Below are 18984 nucleotides of genomic sequence, written 5' to 3' on the forward strand. Positions count from 1 at the left end.
CAGATGCAAGCTTTTGAACACCATTTATTCCGGAAAATGGACTGTGATAAGATTTTTGTCACAGTCTTTTTTTTGCTCAATCAGAAACATCTTTTAAGCTGTTCACTTTGCTTCTTTTTTTGTTTCCTAGTATAATGACAATGTTTTTGAGAAAGATTGCGACTTCACTGCTTGATAGAATGGAGAGTAACAAATAAATGACTACTAATTTTTGGAAAGAGCTGCCAAAGCCTTTTTTTGTTTTAGCACCAATGGAAGATGTAACAGATGTTGTATTTCGCCATGTCGTAAAGCATGCAGCAGCACCGGATGTCTTCTTTACTGAGTTTACAAACTCAGATAGTTTCTGTCATCCAGATGGAAAAGACAGTGTACGAGGAAGATTGACATTTACAGAAGATGAACAGCCGATGGTTGCCCATATTTGGGGAGACAAGCCAGAATTTTTCCGAGAAATGAGCATTGCTATGGCAGAAATGGGCTTCCAAGGAATCGATATCAACATGGGCTGCCCAGTTCCTAATGTAGCAGAACGTGGAAAAGGCAGTGGCTTGATCCTTCGTCCAGAAGTAGCGGCACAATTGATTGAAGCGGCTAAAGCTGGCGGTTTGCCTATCAGCGTCAAGACTCGTATCGGCTATACGGAAATGTCTGAGATGGAAGAATGGATCAGTCACCTACTTCATCAAGATATAGCCAATCTTTCTGTCCATTTGCGTACGCGTAAAGAGATGAGTAAAGTAGATGCACATTGGGAAGTCATCCCTAAAATCATTGCTTTACGTGACCAAATCGCTCCGAAAACACTGATTACGATCAATGGAGATATCCCCGATCGCCGGACAGGAGAAGAATTGGCTGAAAAATATGGCGTAGATGGCATCATGATTGGCCGAGGGATTTTCAAAAATCCTTATGCATTTGAAAAAGAACCGAGGGAACATACAGAAAAAGAACTGATCGGACTACTTCGTCTGCAACTAGATCTGCAAGATCATTATTCAGAAATCATTCCGCGTTCGATCACAGGACTGCATCGTTTCTTTAAAATCTATATCAAAGGATTTCCAGGAGCAAATGACTTGCGTGTTCAGTTGATGAATACGAAATCTACCGATGAAGTACGAGAGATCTTGGACACCTTTGAAAAAGAACATCCAACGCTTTTCAGTGAACAATGATTTCTTGCTTGAACACCGTGAATCAGAGGTTGTGACAAAAGTCTTGTCGCAACCTCTTTTTCATCTAAAAAGTGCAAATAGTTTACTTTAAGTAAGAGAATAATTATGATGGATAAAAAAGGTGGAACAAATAACATACTATATATATTGAAATGAACACTGTATGGATGCTCCAACTTGATGAAGCTAAGGAGGAATTCGTATGTCAGAAAAGGAATTAATGAAGGTAGTCGGTTTTTATGAAGGGTTGCCGATCGATGATCCAAAAAGCTTTATTGATGAAAAAGAACAGGTACCTGTACCCAGTTCACAGGATCTTCTGGTAAAAGTCAATGCAGTATCTGTCAATCCTGTCGATACGAAACTTCGCCAAGATAATGGGATAAGAAATGCTTTGCGTATCTTAGGGTTTGATGGGGTCGGGAAAGTCGTTGCTGTAGGCGATGAAGTGCAAAAATTTTCTGTCGGCGATCGCGTGTTTTATGCAGGTACAACAACAAGAGCAGGAAGCAATCAAGAATACCAACTGGTTGACGAACGTATTGCCGCTCTTGCGCCGAAAAATCTGTCAGATGAAGAAGCCGCAGCGTTACCATTGACTTCATTGACCGCTTATGAATTGTTATTTGAAAAATTTGGTCTGATTCCAGAAGAAAATGCCAACCGCGGGAAAAAAATCTTAGTGATCAACGGAGCTGGAGGCGTCGGTTCGATTTTTAATCAACTAGCACATTGGGCTGGTCTAGAAGTCTATGCGACTGCAAGTCCGAAGAATTTTGAATGGCTGAAAAAAACAGGTGTAGACTATTCAATCGATTATCATCAAGACTTAAGTAAAAGTTTTCGTGAATTAGGAATCGATCAAGTAGAGTATGTCGCTGTATTATTCGATATTACCCGCTATTTTGATCAAATCAAGCACCTTGTCCGACCATTTGGACATGTGGGAACGATCGTAGGAATCAAAGAGCCGTTAGATATAGGTGTTTGGAAAAACCAATCTATCAGCTTCGACTGGGAGTATATGTTCGCTAAAACAGACTATAACTATGAAGTCGAAACGCAAGGAGAAGCTTTAGCGCACATTGCTGCTTTAGCAAACGAAGGGATTATCCGCAGTACATTGAGCAAGGTCTATTCAGATGGGATCAATGCGAAGAATTTGAAACAAGCAACCAAAGACGTAGAAACAGGACATATGTTAGGAAAAGTCGTTGTTAGTGGTCCGTTCAACGGATAAGCAGGAATACGCCGATTTTCTTCTTATTTGATTTTGTTAAAAACAAGAGCGCATGACAGTAATTTGCCATAAGCTCTTGTTTTTTTATTTATAATAAGCGAATCAATGAAAGGGAAAGAATACCCACCAAGACGATCACCAATAAGCTTTTTGAAAGAATAGCAGCTAAAAGAGTAGGAACTGAAGCCAAAGCATTTTCGAGATTGATTTGCGGCAGATGTCCGATGTTTTGGGTAAATAAACTGCTGAACCATAAAGCAGACATAATGACGATTGGGACAAAACTTAAATACTCAAGCAACGGTTGCGGTAAATCGAATTTTTTCAGTAAGACAAACGGTAGGACCCTAGAAAGCCAAGTCGCTAGAGTACAACCTAAAATAGTCAGCAATGTAAACTCAAAAGAAGGCATGTTTGATCCACACCCCCAATCCGCACCCGATCAGTGTCACAACTACGATCACTAAGTTGCTTGGGATAAAAATCAGTCCGATATATACCAGAATCAAAGTGAGACCAATCAGGATCAACTGTAATCGTTTAGAGGTGTTTCTATCAGAAATGACTTGAAGATAAAGTAAACCGATAAACATAGCGACGATGGCGAAATCCAAGCCAAACTTTTTCGGATCAGTAATAAAATTACCTAAAAGTGCGCCAACAAGAGAAGAACCCACCCACGTCAAATAAGAAATCCAATTAGCTGTATTCATCCAACGAAAGTTTAACTTTTGTCCCGTATAGTTCAATTTATTCATTCCCAGTGCGAAACTTTCATCTGTCAGCAATGTGCCAATTAGCAGATTTTGAAGCAGCCGATTTTTCTTGAAATAAGGGGCGATCGTCATACTCATCAAAATCATTCGGGAATTGACTAGAAAGGTCGAGAGAACGATGGAAAGCAGTGGACTATGGCTAGCAAGCATGCTGACTGTGATAAATTGGGCGGCACCAGCATAGATCAGCAGGGACATCAACGTGACGACCAGCGGATGAAACCCGGCAGCTTTCCCAACGATACCAAATGCAAGTCCAATACCGATATAACCAAAAACGGTAGGTAACGTGTCTTTGATCGCAGTTTTTATATCTAACTTTTCATCCAATAACAAAACTCCTTTAGCACGACATAAATTTTCATAATTGTCGTCAAACTTGTGAATATTCTAAATTTTTGTTTAACGTTTGTCAATGGTAAATAGTTCATACGAGGGGAATACTTAGAAGATAAAATTCTACTAGAAAAAACAAAAATGAGTATTTTTCATATAGCGAAAATAAAATAACGCATTATATGCATCATTTTACCGCTTATTCTTTATTCCCTAATGGATTACAAAATTATAAAACAACTATTATGATTAAGTTTTTTTAAAAATACTGGTAAATGAACAATCGGTTTTAACAGCGATGATATTATGAAAAACAAGGAACGTCTTACGAAAAAAATGATTTTTAGGAATGAAAAATGAAGATCTGATGGATTGGTATATGTTACTTCATACAAAATCATGTTGCGATTGTTTTCAATTGAAGGAGAGCCATATTTATAAAGGAGTTGGCAAAATGGAAGTATGGGAGATCATCGAATTTGTTCGAAAGCAAAAAGGTATCTCCGTAGCAGAATTATGCGGAAAGGAAGTCAGCCGATCCGTTTACGAACGGTTTGTAAAAAATCAAGCAGACACGACAGTTAGCAAATTTTCATATTTTTTACAAAAACTCAATCTTGGTTATGATGAACTGAGGATATTCGATTATCCGCCGGAGGTGGCAAACATGGACCGGATGATGAAAGAAATGGTTTTAGCATTTATGAATCAAGATAAAGAAGAATTGCAACATTTGATCAGCCTGTGCGAAGAAAAAGGAGACATCACTCAAAAGGAGAGACATCTAGCTAGTTTATGCAAATTACTGATTGCTCGTATAGTAGATGAGCCAATTGCTGTTGCTGATTCAGAAGTTTATCAGTATCTGATTTATGCACAGACATGGACGAATTATGAGTTGGTGTTATTCAATCATTGTATGTATGCTTTTGATCCATTCTTTATCGATTTAGTGTTAGATAAAGCATTAGTCAGTATTTCCGCTTATCAAAACAGCAAGGATCGAAAGAATGAGAGCTTTCGGATGCTGGCAAATGCGATTATCCATTTTATCCAGCAGCAACAACGCGGACTAATTTGGAAATATATCTCAAAACTTGAAGCAGTCTTTTTAGAAGAAGATATGTTCTTTGAACGAAATCAGTATTCCCTACTCACTGGAATCTGGGAGATGATCAAAGGAAATGAAAAAGGAAGACAAAAAGTAAACCAAGCGTTGCAGATTTGTCAGCAACTTGGTGCAACGAAATATCATAAAATGAATCATGATCTTTTGAGAAATGTAGAAAGAATCTATGAAATCGATTTTCAATTAGACGAATTACTAGTAGTAGACAAATAAAAAGACAGACAGCCGAGGTATTACATCAAATACCTTGGCTATTTTATTTGCATGAAAAATATCAAAAGGATAACGAGACAATAAAAAATCAAATCAAAAAATTTTTTTCAAATATTTACGTACTTAATAAATGGGAGAATATTCACCACATATAAAACGAAGGAGGATCATCTGCATTTACAAGAAGGAATATTCGTTCCGGATAGAAAGTAAAGGGGGATAGAGGAGTATTGTCAGGTAAATATTAGCTGTTTTTTTATATTTTTTTGAAAAAGAACATAAAACATTAAAATATCAGCCAGTTTTTAAGAATTATTTCAAAGTGATTTGTAATAAATTTAAAAAGGTCATACTTAGAAAAATATGTGAGATTAGAAATAATTTGTATAGTTATTTTTCTTGGATTTTTGACCAGTCAAAAAAGGAGGGAGAAGGAGGTAAAATAACACATCGTATACGACACATGATGTGCGTGAATGCTACATTTTGACCACAGATACAAAAAATAGTTTATGATGTACGCGTAACAAAAAATAACTTTTTATTAGGAGGAACAAACATGGCAGGAGCAATTGCAGTCACACCCGAACAGCTTAAATCACAGGCAAAGGTCTACCAGCAGGCAGCATCTCAAATCCAAGATGCGATCAGAAAGGTCAATTCCATGAACCAACAAATCGCTCAACAATGGAAAGGGCAAGCCTTCCAAGCATATTTAGAGCAATACAATCAGCTGGAAGGAAATGTCAAACAGATGGAGCAGTTATTGGAAAGCATCAATCAACAGTTGAACAAGTATGCTGACACTGTGGCAGAGCGGGATCGTCAAGATGCTGGCTCATTTGGATTTTAAGCAATAAGGCAATAAGAATTATTCAGTTTTGAGTGATCAGCAGACACATGACATCATCGAGCATGGTCGTTCCTCACGGCTTAATATCGTAAGAAAAAATGGATGACAATGTTTTTCTGCATTTTTTGATGGAGTTCGCTTCTCACTGAAAAACTGAATCGGCACATGAAGCCAGATTCAGGAGCAAGAAGAGGCTGGATCCACTATTTTTCCAGCCTCTCCTCACTGTTCCTTCTTTTGGCTAAAAGTGCGCTGAGAAACTATCTGCACTAAGGCCAATTTTTGTACAAACTTTTGAAGAAGTTTCTGCAAAAATTTGTCTTACTGCGTAGAGCCAATTGTTTTTAACCTCATTTATTTTAAGGAGTGGAAGAGTTTAGATGTTAACTGATTTTAGAAGGAACATTTCATTATTTCTAACAATTGCCGCTAGCTTATTTTTACTGCTTTTCTTTCTTTACTTAGGATTCAAAGATGATAATGTCACGATCAGTACAACTGATTCTACAGGAAAAATGCAATATGCACTAGTCAACGAAGATAAAGGAGCAGTCTTTGAAGGCAAAAATTATTCATTAGGTTCGGATTTTGTGACATTGATCAATAAAGACAGTAAAAATCGCTGGGAAACCACCACTCGAAACATCGCTACAGCTGGTGTAGAAAGCGGGCAATTTGATGCGCAAATCATCATTCCCCAAGATTTTTCTGAAAAATTGCTCTCGCTGCAAAGTATCAATCCGGAAAAAGCATTGATCGAATATCAAGTTCGAGATGGACAAAATGAAATCACGAATCAAATGATTCAAGACAATGTCAACACGATCTTAACGGACTTCAATCAGCGGATTATCCAAATGTATTTTTCCAGTATCGTCGGGAATTTATTTGAAGCACAGCAAAACGTGAATCAAATCGCCGGAACACAAGTAAACTATCAGACGAATTTGGAATCATCTATTTACAGTCCATTCAAAGAAATCCCAGGCAATTATACGAATGTGCTGGAAACAGCCAGTATTTTAGACACAGACAATCAGTCTTTTACTGCCCAGCAGCAAGCCTTTGTCCAGTCGGTCAAAGAGTTGCTGGACAGAAACAATCAAGGATTAGAAGGAGGCAGCCAATCGACTGAAACAGTCAAAGAATCGGTCGAGGACTACACGAAGCAGGCAAATGAAAAACTGAAAGAATCGATCAGACAATTCAATGATCAAGTAGCGATGCAAAAAAAACAGCTCAACGAACAATGGGAAACAGATACGGCAAACTATAAAAAGCAGCATGATCAATTGAATGAAACAATCTTGTCCCAGTTGGGTGATTTTTATACCAGCAATGAACAAGAAAGCACAGGTGTGTACGCCGGATTTTTATCAGAATCGGTTCTTTTCCAAGTGACACAAATAAAAAGAATCACGGAACTTCAGGCAGAAATCGCTGAGCTACAAGCCCAGACAGAACAGTTGACCCAGTTGAAAAGCCAGATTGCAGCGACTTATTATAATGATCCTGCAGCTACTCCTGATACAGCAACCACCGAGCAAGTGAAAACAGCTATCCTCCAGCTGATTTCCGATTTGGGAGGAAACACACCCAAATTGAACGCTGAGTATCAAGGAACACTAGAGTCCTCATTGGCTCAGATTCCAGACAAGAGCTTGGAACAGTTAGTGGACGAATTAGCAAAACAGCAAGTGATCACACCTGATCAAGCTTCCCTTTACTTGGATGAACTGGCAATCGTCCGAAAATACGCCAATGATTTGAACAAGCCATTGGGAAAAGAGGTCCATTTCACGTATTTAGATCCTAGACAAGGACATCCTGAAATGATCACCATTCCGCAGCAAACAGTCACGCTTTCCATGGACCCGACAAAAGGGAATACCTATTCGATCCAATTACCAGCTGATTCGCAAGAACAAGTCAGTGTGATGCTAGATGGTCCCAAGCTGCAAGAAATTGAACAGTTAGTGAATGATGAACTGCATCCTTATCGCTATCAAACTACAATCATCGACCATTCAGATCATCAATTTACATTCGCAACACCTGAAAAAATCGAAGAAACGGAAGAAAGTACGCAAGATTCAACAGATGACCCACAAGAAAAAGAATTGCCGAAACAGGTGACATTCACGGTCAACCTACCGATCATCTGGCATTTGAACTCAATAGAACAAGCGACATCTTATAATGAACTTCACTATTCATGGAGCAGGAACGAAACGGTCCAAAGCGATCATCACTATGCCGTCTATCTCCCGATGGATCAGCCGCTGATCGATGATGTGCCTAAAATTCTGACACATTTACAAGTACTGGATACTGCTGCGCAGCAAATCGCGACTCTTTTCGGTAATCCGAACCAGTCGTTATCAGTCCAGTCTTATGCTGCCATGATCCGTGCATCAGAAAACCAAGGGAAAACAGTTCTGGAATTAGCTAAAGACCAATCGATCTATCGTCGGTATGACAATATTACGAATGACGAGAAACAAACGGTCATTACCGATAAATTATATGAAGAATACAAGAAATCAGGAGACAGGATCTACAAGGACACCGAGACTCAGATCAATCGACTGCAAGCGGTCATTGGGCATGAAACAGATCAGAATAAAGAAGAAGCCAGCCCTACGCTTTACGGCACATTGAATCTGATGACCATCCCGGAAAAACTGCTACAGGAAGCAGATAAATTGAATCGATGGTTCACAGATGCCAACCGGCAAATCAAGGATTCATACAATGCATGGGGCGAAACAGCAAAAATCGAAGCCGCATCAGTGATCAATGAAGAAAATCCGCATCCTGAAGAAAACGAGACGAAACAAATTGCCACCCAAACAGAGTCTTTAGTCCAAACGATGCAGGAACTGATGCGATCATCCAAAGAAACGGCTGCTAGCACCGAGAAATCTGCTGCAGAAGTCAAAGATATCGCGCCGGTAATCGAAGAATTAAAAACAACGACAGCTGATGTTCAGACAAATGCAACAACGATCCTCACCAATCTGGATCAATCGATTCAACAATCGAAGCAAATAACGAAAGAAAACGAAGAATATGCAAAGACCTTTGAAAAAGTGTTATCCAACACGAAAAACGGCGGAGCAGACAATACACAAGTTTTCCATTTTCTGTCACGGCCGATCCAAGGAAAAGGTGTATTCGGGCAAACAAGACAAATCTCATTAGTTCCTTATTACGCAACATTAACTGGCGCGATTCTGCTTATGGTCGCAGGGCTTTCATTACTAGGATTTATGAAAAAACGTAAAGTGACAGAAGCCAATCTGTTGGTTCAGCCGACAAGGATATGGCTGAACGTTCCTAATGTCTTCCTTCTTTCGTTTGTGACGATCTTACTTGCCGGTTTTTATGCTGGTGCTACCAGTGCAAGTGCTGGCACAGCGAATCGCTTGTTGTGGTTCAGCTATGCCTTTTTGACCTTTGCCAGCATGCAGCTGCTTGTCACAGGCTGTTTACGGCAATTCAAGAAACTTACCTTATATGGTTACGGCATCGTTCTAGGATTGTATTTCATACTCACACCATTATTAGGAGTGACGGTCAAAATAGGTTCATTCACCGAGTTTCTCTATCGGCTGTCACCGCTCCAAAATATCCAAAATGGTTTTACAGTCCTGCTGAATGGCGGCCGTATCAGTTGGGTCAGTTATCTTGTGATCGCCATCCTTCTTGTTTTAGGACTGTTTCTGAATCTCATTGTTCTTCCTGAAGAACAAGATAGAAAAGAGCGTGAATCATGAATAAAAAAAGAAAAATCTGTCGGATCATCGGTATTTTGAGTATTCTTTTTCCTATTAGCTTCGACGGAACACGTGTGCATGCTGAACAAGGGTCTCTTACAATCAACAATCAGGTAATCTATGAGGATCAGCAAACGGAAGCAGGCGGAAACGAGGTCTCATTTGCCATCAACGACTTGTTTTTGGCGGAGAAAGAAGCGAAAGATCAGCAATTGAAAGCAAAACAAAAAGAACTGGTCTCAACTGCACAGGAAAAAGTATTTTTTGAGGAAACGACTGAGCCAGAAGCTCTTGACCAAAAAGTAATGCCTTATCTCTTCAAAGAAGGAGACACTGTTGCTTCAGTCCAGAGCACTTCTTCTTCAACTATGCAGCAAAGGAAAGTAAATCAGCTGGTTACCTTTAGCGGCTATATTCTTGGCGGAAGCCTATGCATAGGAATCGGTCTATTTTTAGGGAAACAATTAGCTTATCACAAAAATAAAAGGAGCAGGAGTGGCGTGTAGCATGGAAAAAGGTACAACAATCAGTATTAGTCTGCATACAGCTGATCGGATCATCGATCTGAAAGTCCCAAGCCAAGTCACTGTGGCACGGCTGAAAACAATTTTACAAGAGTCGTTTCCAATCATTCATATCCGACTTCCCGAAAATTTTGAATTGACTCTTTTGAATAAACCCATCCATTTGAGAAATGAGGCCATCTTAGCTGATTATTCTTTAGGCAATGGCGATCAGTTACAAGTGATCGAAAGACAAAAAAACAGGGAGGAAAACCCACTGTGAGAGAAATACAGAACATCGACCAAACCATTGGATTTATGAAGGAGACTAACGCTGTAGAGGTGACTCTGCAGGCCAATCAGTATAGGCTGGACAAACTGACACAGTATCAGCACTTTTTAGCACCTGGTATCCGAATGCTGTCAGGAGAGATTATAGAAGCAACAGAAGAAAAGCTGGTTATTCGCTATAAAAAAGAAACGGATACCTTGCCGCTTGAACAAGTCGTCAAAAAGGAAGAGCTCTTCCACCGTTTGCTGCTGGCACAAAAAATCCATTTCTTAACGGATTTTCTACACCGTCCAGCTCAGCCTTTCCTCCATCCTGCTAATCTATTCGTTCGTGGAGAAGAACTAGTTATCGGGCACCGAGGATTTATGGAAACGATCGTCCCTTATATCAATGAAGAAGATGATTTTATCAAGCAATATCGGGCACTGGTCCTTTATATCTTGCATCCTAAATTAAACTATGAACTGCTGATTGAAGGCAGCGGTACGCTGAAAGATGCCTTTACAAAAAAAATAAACGAAGCAGATACGATCGAAATCATTGATCAGTTGCTGGCAACGGAGATTCTGAAGCAAAAGCAAAAACGAGCCAAAGAAACACAAGTAGTCAGTAAAAGAAATCATCAGATTTTTAAGTGGAGCAGCTTGGTATTGGGGGTATCGACAATCGGGTTTGCTGTTGCGACTGGGATCTATGCTCTGGATAAACTCCCGGCACAAGAGCGTATCAGTTCCGCTGAGACACAATATATCGCCAATGATTACGCTGGTGTTTTGAATACGTTGAAAGAAGACGAACCTGAAAAACTGCCCACTGGTGCTAAATATGTTGCCGCAGTCAGTGCCGTACAACTGGACAATTTGTCCAATGAACAAAAGGCAGCTATTTTAAATAACTTGTCCCTTAAATCGAGCGAAAACACATTGCTTTACTGGATCTATGCCGGAAAAGGGAACTTCGATAAGGCACTAGATGTCGCTAAGAATCTTGGTGACAATCAATATATCTTACACGCCTATACCAAGTTATACGATGCAAAAAAGACCAACAACAAGATGAAAGGTGAGAAAAAACAAGAATTGCTCACAAAGTATGAAGAAGAGATCAATAAATACATGAAGTTGTTAGGAGGAGAAGATGGAAATGAAGCCAACTGATCGGTTCGTCCCATTAAGTGATCAAATCCGGACATCTGTAAAGATCCTCTTTGATATTTTTTATTTTGGTGAAACGTTCGTCCATGAACAACTCACCGAGAAACAGCGTCAAGTCGTACTTAACGGTCAAAGCTTCACTTATGAAGACCAGAAGTTATTGTGTGACGGAAAACCAATCAAGTCAGATGAACACTTGCTGATTTTAAGACATGAAGAGCTGGAAACTGTTTTTACGAATAAACCAAAAAAAGATTTTCTGATCTCCGGAGTGAAAAAATCGGCAGTTTTTTTAGAAACAGATGCATTGATCTCAATTCCTATCGATCCTAAAACCAAAGAATATCAGCTGAAGATCTATCCGAGTAAGGAACGTGTTTACTATAACGATCAGCTTATACAAGAAGGTACATTTTCCTTTGGCGTAGGAGATCGGTTGATGGTCGATCGTTTAGTGATCGAAGTCCGGGAAAAGCAGCTGCGTTTCACCAGTCTGGGCACAAACTATCAGCTGGATCCATGGAAACTGGTAGAAGAAACGTTTCTTCCCGAATATCCGGATGATTTCCCATTTTTTAGAAGAAGCCCGCGTATCCATTTGAAAGAACCAGCGAATGAAATCGAGATCCTTGCACCGAAACCAAAAGAAACAGAAGGCAGAAATGACTTATTGAAAACAATCGTGCCACCACTTGGTATGGTCGTTTTAAGCGGTGCCACAAGTTTTCTTAGCGGAGGAAACCCGATCATGATGCTGAGCATGGGTGGTGCGAGTCTATTGACAGCTGGTTTTTCAGTTTCCAGTTATCTGACCAATAAAAAAGAAACGAAACGAACAAACGAGGAACGGGAAACCACCTACCGCCAGTATATGCTTCAAAAAAAATCAGAACTGAACAAGCTGCAGCAAAAACAAAAAGAAGCGTTGGCGTACATGAATCCTTCTATAGATGATTTGGCTGTGATGGCTAAAGAATATCATGCGCGGATCTATGAGCGTATGAGCCGCAATGAAGATTTTTTGAATATTCGAGTGGGCACAGGAGAGATCATCTCCAGTTTCAAGACGAACTACCAGCCAGCAGAAGAAGATGATTTGAGCAAAGAAGCAGAAGAACAGCTCGTCTGGCCTTATAAACAGTTGGACGAAGCGCCAATCGTCGTTCCGCTAAAGGATCAGACGCTAGGATTAGCAGGACCATCTGCTGTACTGCGAACCGCCGTCCAAACCATCCTTTTCCAATTATCGGTTCTTCATTCGTACCGAGATGTCGAATTCATCACATTGGTTCCGGAAGCGGATTATCAAAAGGAGTGGAGTGCCTGGCGCTGGCTGCCCCATACGAAGATCCGACATTTGAATCTTCGGGGAATCGTCCATCACGCACAGTCACGGGACATGGTCCTGAATTCCTTTTATCAAATGCTGACAAAGCGACGCCAGCAAGTCAAAGAAGCCGGAAATGAAACAGTTGTTTTTCAGCCGCATTACATTTTTTCAATCCTTGATGAAAGCTGGCTTTCAGGTCATGGATTGAATGAATTTCTGGCTGAAGACATGAGTCCGTACGGTGTGACAGTCATTTGGGGAAAAGAAGCCTTGAACATGCTGCCGGAGACAACGACAACGCTCATCGAATATCAAAGTAGTGAATCTGCTACCCTGATCAATCAAAACAGCGAATACATCAATCAGACCTTCTTGCCAAATCATCTACCAACTAGCTATCCACTGGAGCAAGCCATCCAGCGTTTAGCGAACCTGCAGCACGTGGAAGTGGAGAAGAATGCGGTGCCGGAAAGTCTTAGTTTATTAGATCAATACGAAGTGAAAAAAATAGAAGAACTTTCTATTCGGACTCGCTGGTTGAAAGCTGAACCAAACAAATCAATTCGTTCTTTGATTGGCTGGAGAGGGAAATCAGAGTATGTCTATTGGGATCTGCATGAGCGGGTTCATGGTCCACATGCACTCGTTGGAGGAACGACTGGTTCAGGAAAATCGGAGTTTTTGACCACCTATTTGCTAGGTTTGGCGATTAATTTTTCTCCAGAGGATATCGGAATGCTGATTATTGATTGGAAAGGTGGAGGAATTGCAAATACATTAGAAAAATTACCTCATTTCATGGGGGCAATTACTAATCTAGATGGTGCAGGGACGGCTCGTGCATTGGCAAGTATCAAAGCAGAACTGAACAAAAGACAAAGAGAGTTTGCTAAATATGGAGTAAACAATATCAATGGATACATGAGTTTATATAAACAACGTCTAAACCCTAATCCAGCTATCACTTATCCTAGTAAACCATTACCACATTTGATTTTAGTTTCAGATGAATTTGCTGAATTAAAAGCAAATGTTCCTGAATTCTTAGAAGAATTGACCTCAGTAGCACGAATCGGCCGATCGCTAGGAGTCCATTTGATTCTAGCCACACAAAAGCCATCTGGTGTGGTAAATGATCAGATTGAAGCAAATAGTACAAGTAAAATCGCACTTAAAATGGCTAGCGTCCAAGATTCGAATGAATTACTAAAAACCCCAGATGCTGCTCAAATCATAAATCCTGGTCGTGGTTATCTTAAAGTTGGCGAAAATGAAGTATATGAATTATTCCAAAGCGGTTATGCCGGTGTTTCATATGATCCAGACAAAATAATCGAAGAGAATGTGGACGAACGGATTTTTATGATCAATGATTTAGGGCAATCAGAGGTGCTCTATGATCCTGGTGAGGAAGTGATTCAAGGAAAAGATACTAGCGAATTACCAACGCAACTAGAGGCAGTGATTGACAAAATCGATCAAATTTTTCAACAGTCGGATTATATCCTCCCCGAGAAGCCTTGGTTACCCAATCTGGAAGACCAGATCGTGACGCCGACTGTGAAAGAAACGAAAAAAAGAAAAATGGATATCCCGCTTGGAGTAGTAGACATACCGTCCAGACAAACGCAAGAAATCTATAACTATGATTTGGTAAAAGCTAGCCACACTGCTATATTTGCAAGTCCGGGGTACGGAAAATCAACAATATTGCAAACGATTACGATGAATCTTTCACGTCAGAACACGCCGGAACAGATTCACTTTCATTTATTGGACTTTGGGAATAATGGTCTATTGCCATTAAAAAATTTGCCTCACACAGCAGACCTTGTCACTTTGGAGGAAGACGAAAAGCTGCAAAAAATGTTGGATAGGATTTCTCTTGTATTAACAGAAAGAAAACAGTTATTCAAAGAATGCGGCGTAGCAAATCTTGAACAATATGAAACGAAAAGGCAAATAACATTACCAATCGTTGTTACAGTTCTTGATAGTTATGATGGTCTAAGCACGGATGATACGCGTAAGGAAAAAATCGATGGACTACTCCTGCAGCTGCTTCGTGATGGTGCGAGTTTAGGATGCCATCTTATTTTTACTGCCAATCGAGTAGGTAGCATTCGTATGAATATGCTGAGTAATATTTCTACCAAAATAGCTCTATATTTGAATGATGAAACGGAAATCACCAGCTTAGTAGGTCGTGCAAGCCTTGTTCCTCAAGCAATTAATGGGCGTGGCCAAGTTGTGCTTGATGAACCCGCAGCTATCCAAATTTATTTACCAGTGGCAGGAGAAAATAATGCAGCAATTCTTGAACATTTAGAAAAAGAAGTATCTTCGATGGAACAAGCATGGAATGGCGTAAGACCAGAAAAAATTCCGATGGTTCCAAGTGAATTGACGTATGAAACATTTAATGGATTTGTACCGAAAAAAGAAAGAGATGCGTTTTATTTAGGGTTGAATAAGTTATCATCAATACCTGAGTCTTTCCATTTATTTCAAGGAAAAACATTGGGGATTTTCACAGAATCCAATAGACAATTCCAACTATTGACTCCTTGGTTTATCCAACAAGTCACAGGGGTTCAATCAGAAGCAGATGTTGTCATCATTGATGTTTCAGGTACTTTAGAGAAAATAGCTGACAAGGTAGCAGTTTACATTGATCGAACACAAATCAGTCACCAAAATGTCGAATTGAAAGAAGCGATAGACGCTATGTTAGAAAGTAACGTGAAGAAGCGCTTGGTGGTTGTGAATGGGTTAGTGAATTTTACAGATAAATTATCTTTGGACGCTGAAGAAGTTGCGCAGGTATTAGCCAACGGGAAAGAGCAGTTACAAGTAATCGTTTTTGATAGTTTAACAAAAATCGATGCAACTTATGGTAGTTTTGTCACCTTACTCAAAGAAAATATATCTCAAATACTTTTTGGAGGTATTTTGCAAAAGCAGTCTTTTGTGAGAAACATCCCGTATAACCAACAAAATTTACCTGTACCAAGAAATGTTTTACATCGTTTAGAAGAAGATAGTTTAGCACAAATCGTGATTCCAACGGAGGTAAAAGATTGATGGAACAATTAAGTACAGCATTTTTACCATTAGGGAGTATGGTACGTTTAGACAACGAAGAAATATACGGCACAAGGCTTTATCTAGTTGTGGCACGAGCTATTGCTAAAAATGAACAGGGAAAGATCATCTCAAGATACAAAGTAGCACCACATCCTTTTGGAGATATACCCAGTGAGGAGATCTTTTCTATTGAATTTGGAGATATTTTAGACGTTGTTTTTGAAGGCTATTCAAATGAAACAGATTCTCAGTTTTTAGAAGAGTTGATTAGGCGAATGACTAACGCAATGGCAAATCAAGCTTCTTCTGTAGAGAAGATGACTCCAGAACCTCAAAAAGCAGAAGAAATCCAAGATGAGTATGAAGATGAGAAGCTAAAAGAAGATCCGTTCTATAAATTTAGAAAGCAAGAGGGATAGTTTATGGTAAAAATCGCTTCAAACCAAGGAGCAGCTCAAGCAGCAGCTTCGGGGATAAATAAAGTATCTGTTAGCAGTGGGTACCAATGTACATTAGAAAAAAGTAATCTTTCTGGAATGAAAAAAGGAGCGCAAGTGAGCAACCAGATGCTAACGAATTTATCGAAACTTGTCGACTGTATCAATATACAAGCAAATAAATTTCCGAAATTAGCAGCAGCTATTGCATCACGAGATAGCCAGACAAAATTTAAATAAGAGGTTATTAATATGGAACAAACAAACAATTCTAAGTTAAGAACCGAATATAATCAAAAAATTATAGAAACAGAACAACAAATAGACGTATTGACCCATACAAAAAGACAATTACAAGATTTATCTGAGTTGCTAGAAGGTGACTTAGTGCGAGACTTGCGCAACTTACAAAACTTGAATCAAGAACTAGTTAGCGGTGGCAATAGAGAAGCTAGCTGGTTTCAAGAAGATTTGATTGATAGGCAAAGGAAATTGAAACAATATTTACAACAAAAGAATCAAGAGTTCAACCAAGAATGCTTTAGTATGACAGAACAGTTAAACGAAGAACGAATACAATTTCAAGAGGAAAGGAATAAGCTTCCATGGGACTAATCTACTCCAGCAAAGACGCTTCAACTTTAAAAAGTTCGCTGTCTGCTAATCTATCCATCGCCCGAACGACTATCAGTCAACTGAATGCAGGGAGCCAACAACTGATCGCTGCTATTGATGGTCATACCTTGTCCGGAGCTGCCTACAATGCAGGAAAAGGGCTGTTTTCAGACTTGATCCTGCCAACCATCAAACGTGTGTCTAGTGACATTGACACGATCCAACAGGAGCTGAACCAATTTTCAGCGGCCAATAGTTTCATTGCTAGTGAAGGCTATTTGGATGAAGAAAATCTGCAGCGGCAATTGACCATCTTACAACGCTCGAAAGCTTCATTGGAAAACGCAGCTCACACAGCAGGAACCTTGGCCAATATCCCGCTCCCGACAATCGCGGAAATGTTAAGAAACCAGCAACAAGATTTCTTGAGAAGAGCCGAAAGCTATCAGCGAGATATCGTACGGATACAAAAGAAATTGAACCAGTTAAAAGAATTCGATGCAAAAACGAAGCACTTGTTTACAAGCAGCTTAAAAGAATTGGAACTTGCAATGCAAGCGGTGATGGTGTTGAACAACACTACAGTCAATAGTGATGGTACGTATGTATTGCCGAAAGGGTTTGATAGAAGTTGGTTTGAGCAAATAAAACCAAATGCAAAAGAACAGATCGATGCATACAGCAGTAATGCTTTCCTGGAATTATATCAGCAAGTAGAAGAACTAATGAATCCATTGAAAAGTGGAAAAACAGAAAATATGAAACGATTAGATCAATTATTAGCACTATATCCAAAGGCATTGGTAGATAAGTTAATGAAAAATGACGAATTTTGGATGCTTGCGGATAAGTTGCCTTCGAAAGCACAAACCAAGTTAATCAATGGATTAGCTAAACATGAATCATTTGGACAAGCTATAACCCAAGGAAAATGGATTCCTAAAATAGACACCCTTGGTAAAGGGTATCAATGGTTCAACAAAATGACGAATCCTATAAAAACTTATGTCAATGAAAGTTTGAAAAATTCTCAGTTTATACAAGGAGCTAAAAATTGGGGAGTGGCGAAAGGATTAGGTTCAGCAGCCCAAATAGCGACCTATGCACAACTTGGGGTGACGTTTGTATCTAGTGGAGTCAATGAATATGGAAAGACAGGCAGTATCGGCAAAGGAGTGATTGGCGGGGCGATTGACACAGTGAAAAGTATCGGACCGTTGGAGGGAATGACTATAGGAGGAGCTGTGGCAGGTCCATTTGGAGCGATTGTGGGTGGAACTATGGGTTTAATTAATAAAGGTGCCCAATTTTTATGGCCGAATATGTATGATGATATTAAAGATGGAGCTTATAAATTATATGATAAATCGATTAAAGTTGTAGATGATGTATCTAAAAAAGTGGGGAAAATAACAGAACAGAGTATTAACACAGTTGAACAGGTATATGATGATGTTCAACAAGTTGGAAAAACAATTGGAAAGGCACTATCTTCGGTTGAAATACTTAAGATTCGATTTAGTTGGTGATGAACATGAAAAAATTATTCAATGCAACCTTTGAGCAAAGCTTAAACTTATTAGACGATCAACTAGTTATGTATATGATAAAGGATACTGAAAAGAGATCATTATACAATGGAAAAAGAAAAATCTTATTAGTATTCATAGCTATCATTATGGTGGCTATTCAGTACGGGTTTGTATTAGCCACTGATTATGGAATGAATCATCCAGACAAAGATAGTTTTGTTCCAGCAGCCGAAGTAAATTTGTTGCCAAAAGCCATTTTTTGGATATTTTTATTTGGATACTTGTGTATATGGTTATATACAAGATATAAGAATGACAGAAATGTTAGCACAAAAATCTTTGTTACAATGAGTACCTGTAATAACTATTTACTTTGGTTACTATTAGAGGCAAATTTATTCTTCATTACTTTTTTTCTAAAGGCACTAAGTTTAATTGGAATGGGAATTTATTTAGCATTAATATGTATAATTGGATATATAGTTATCAAAAGTAAGATGAATTCTCTAAATAAGAATATGCTTGAA

The 18984-nt window shown here is 39.2% G+C and carries 15 protein-coding genes and 1 pseudogene; 14 read left to right on the forward strand and 2 right to left on the reverse strand.

From position 1 onward, the window contains the following. Positions 1-197 precede the first annotated feature (197 nt). Entirely contained in the window at positions 198-1181 is a 984-nt protein-coding gene (locus ESP02_RS10230) for a tRNA-dihydrouridine synthase (RefSeq protein WP_002373807.1), read from the forward strand. Positions 1182-1383: 202 nt separating this feature from the next. Continuing rightward, positions 1384-2421: a zinc-binding alcohol dehydrogenase family protein gene (locus ESP02_RS10235; protein ID WP_002373805.1), complete on the forward strand. Its 1038-nt coding sequence runs from the start codon at positions 1384-1386 to the stop codon at positions 2419-2421. 88 nt (positions 2422-2509) lie between these two features. On the opposite strand, the gene ESP02_RS10240 is transcribed toward ESP02_RS10235, so the two are convergent. Continuing rightward, the gene (locus tag ESP02_RS10240) at positions 2510-2833 is read right to left on the reverse strand and encodes an AzlD domain-containing protein (protein ID WP_002332245.1); all 324 of its coding nucleotides are present in this window, start codon (positions 2831-2833) and stop codon (positions 2510-2512) included. Then, complete coding sequence (locus ESP02_RS10245) at positions 2820-3527, reverse strand: AzlC family ABC transporter permease (protein ID WP_002373803.1); 708 nt, start codon at positions 3525-3527, stop codon at positions 2820-2822. Before ESP02_RS10245 ends, ESP02_RS10240 begins: the two co-directional genes overlap by 14 nt. 460 nt (positions 3528-3987) lie before the next feature. Between ESP02_RS10245 and ESP02_RS10250 the strand changes: the two genes are divergently transcribed. The 12 genes and pseudogenes from ESP02_RS10250 to ESP02_RS10305 form a co-directional block, all read left to right on the forward strand. Further along, positions 3988-4875: a transcriptional regulator gene (locus ESP02_RS10250; protein ID WP_002320469.1), complete on the forward strand. Its 888-nt coding sequence runs from the start codon at positions 3988-3990 to the stop codon at positions 4873-4875. 559 nt (positions 4876-5434) lie between these two features. Continuing rightward, entirely contained in the window at positions 5435-5728 is a 294-nt protein-coding gene (locus ESP02_RS10255) for a WXG100 family type VII secretion target (protein ID WP_002310516.1), read from the forward strand. Between the two features lie 380 nt (positions 5729-6108). Next, entirely contained in the window at positions 6109-9507 is a 3399-nt protein-coding gene (gene esaA, locus ESP02_RS10260; RefSeq protein ID WP_002373799.1) for a type VII secretion protein EsaA, read from the forward strand. Continuing rightward, positions 9504-10013 carry a hypothetical protein gene (locus ESP02_RS10265; protein ID WP_002373797.1) on the forward strand — a complete coding sequence of 170 codons (510 nt, stop codon included), beginning with the start codon at positions 9504-9506 and terminating at the stop codon, positions 10011-10013. The genes esaA and ESP02_RS10265 overlap by 4 nt, the downstream gene beginning before the upstream one ends. A gap of 1 nt (position 10014) precedes the next feature. After that, on the forward strand, positions 10015-10293 hold the full coding sequence (locus tag ESP02_RS10270; protein ID WP_002373795.1) for an EsaB/YukD family protein: 279 nt from the start codon (positions 10015-10017) through the stop codon (positions 10291-10293). Continuing rightward, positions 10290-11459 carry a type VII secretion protein EssB gene (gene essB, locus ESP02_RS10275; RefSeq protein WP_038399154.1) on the forward strand — a complete coding sequence of 390 codons (1170 nt, stop codon included), beginning with the start codon at positions 10290-10292 and terminating at the stop codon, positions 11457-11459. Before ESP02_RS10270 ends, essB begins: the two co-directional genes overlap by 4 nt. Further along, positions 11440-15870 (forward strand): type VII secretion protein EssC, encoded by a 4431-nt coding sequence (gene essC / locus ESP02_RS10280; protein WP_174805319.1) that lies wholly within the window; start codon positions 11440-11442, stop codon positions 15868-15870. The genes essB and essC overlap by 20 nt, the downstream gene beginning before the upstream one ends. Continuing rightward, complete coding sequence (locus tag ESP02_RS10285; RefSeq protein WP_002310506.1) at positions 15870-16292, forward strand: DUF4176 domain-containing protein; 423 nt, start codon at positions 15870-15872, stop codon at positions 16290-16292. The genes essC and ESP02_RS10285 overlap by 1 nt, the downstream gene beginning before the upstream one ends. A gap of 3 nt (positions 16293-16295) precedes the next feature. Next, positions 16296-16550, forward strand: coding sequence for a hypothetical protein (locus ESP02_RS10290; protein ID WP_002310505.1), 255 nt, complete (start codon positions 16296-16298; stop codon positions 16548-16550). 12 nt (positions 16551-16562) lie between these two features. Next, complete coding sequence (locus ESP02_RS10295; protein ID WP_002373785.1) at positions 16563-16925, forward strand: hypothetical protein; 363 nt, start codon at positions 16563-16565, stop codon at positions 16923-16925. Then, complete coding sequence (locus ESP02_RS10300) at positions 16916-18454, forward strand: T7SS effector LXG polymorphic toxin (RefSeq protein WP_038399151.1); 1539 nt, start codon at positions 16916-16918, stop codon at positions 18452-18454. The genes ESP02_RS10295 and ESP02_RS10300 overlap by 10 nt, the downstream gene beginning before the upstream one ends. 5 nt (positions 18455-18459) lie before the next feature. Further along, a pseudogene (locus ESP02_RS10305) lies at positions 18460-18984 on the forward strand (DUF4176 domain-containing protein); the annotation flags it as partial.

It is taken from the genome of Enterococcus sp. NBRC 3427 (assembly GCF_007996925.1).
GTDB lineage: Bacteria > Bacillota > Bacilli > Lactobacillales > Enterococcaceae > Enterococcus_B > Enterococcus_B lactis.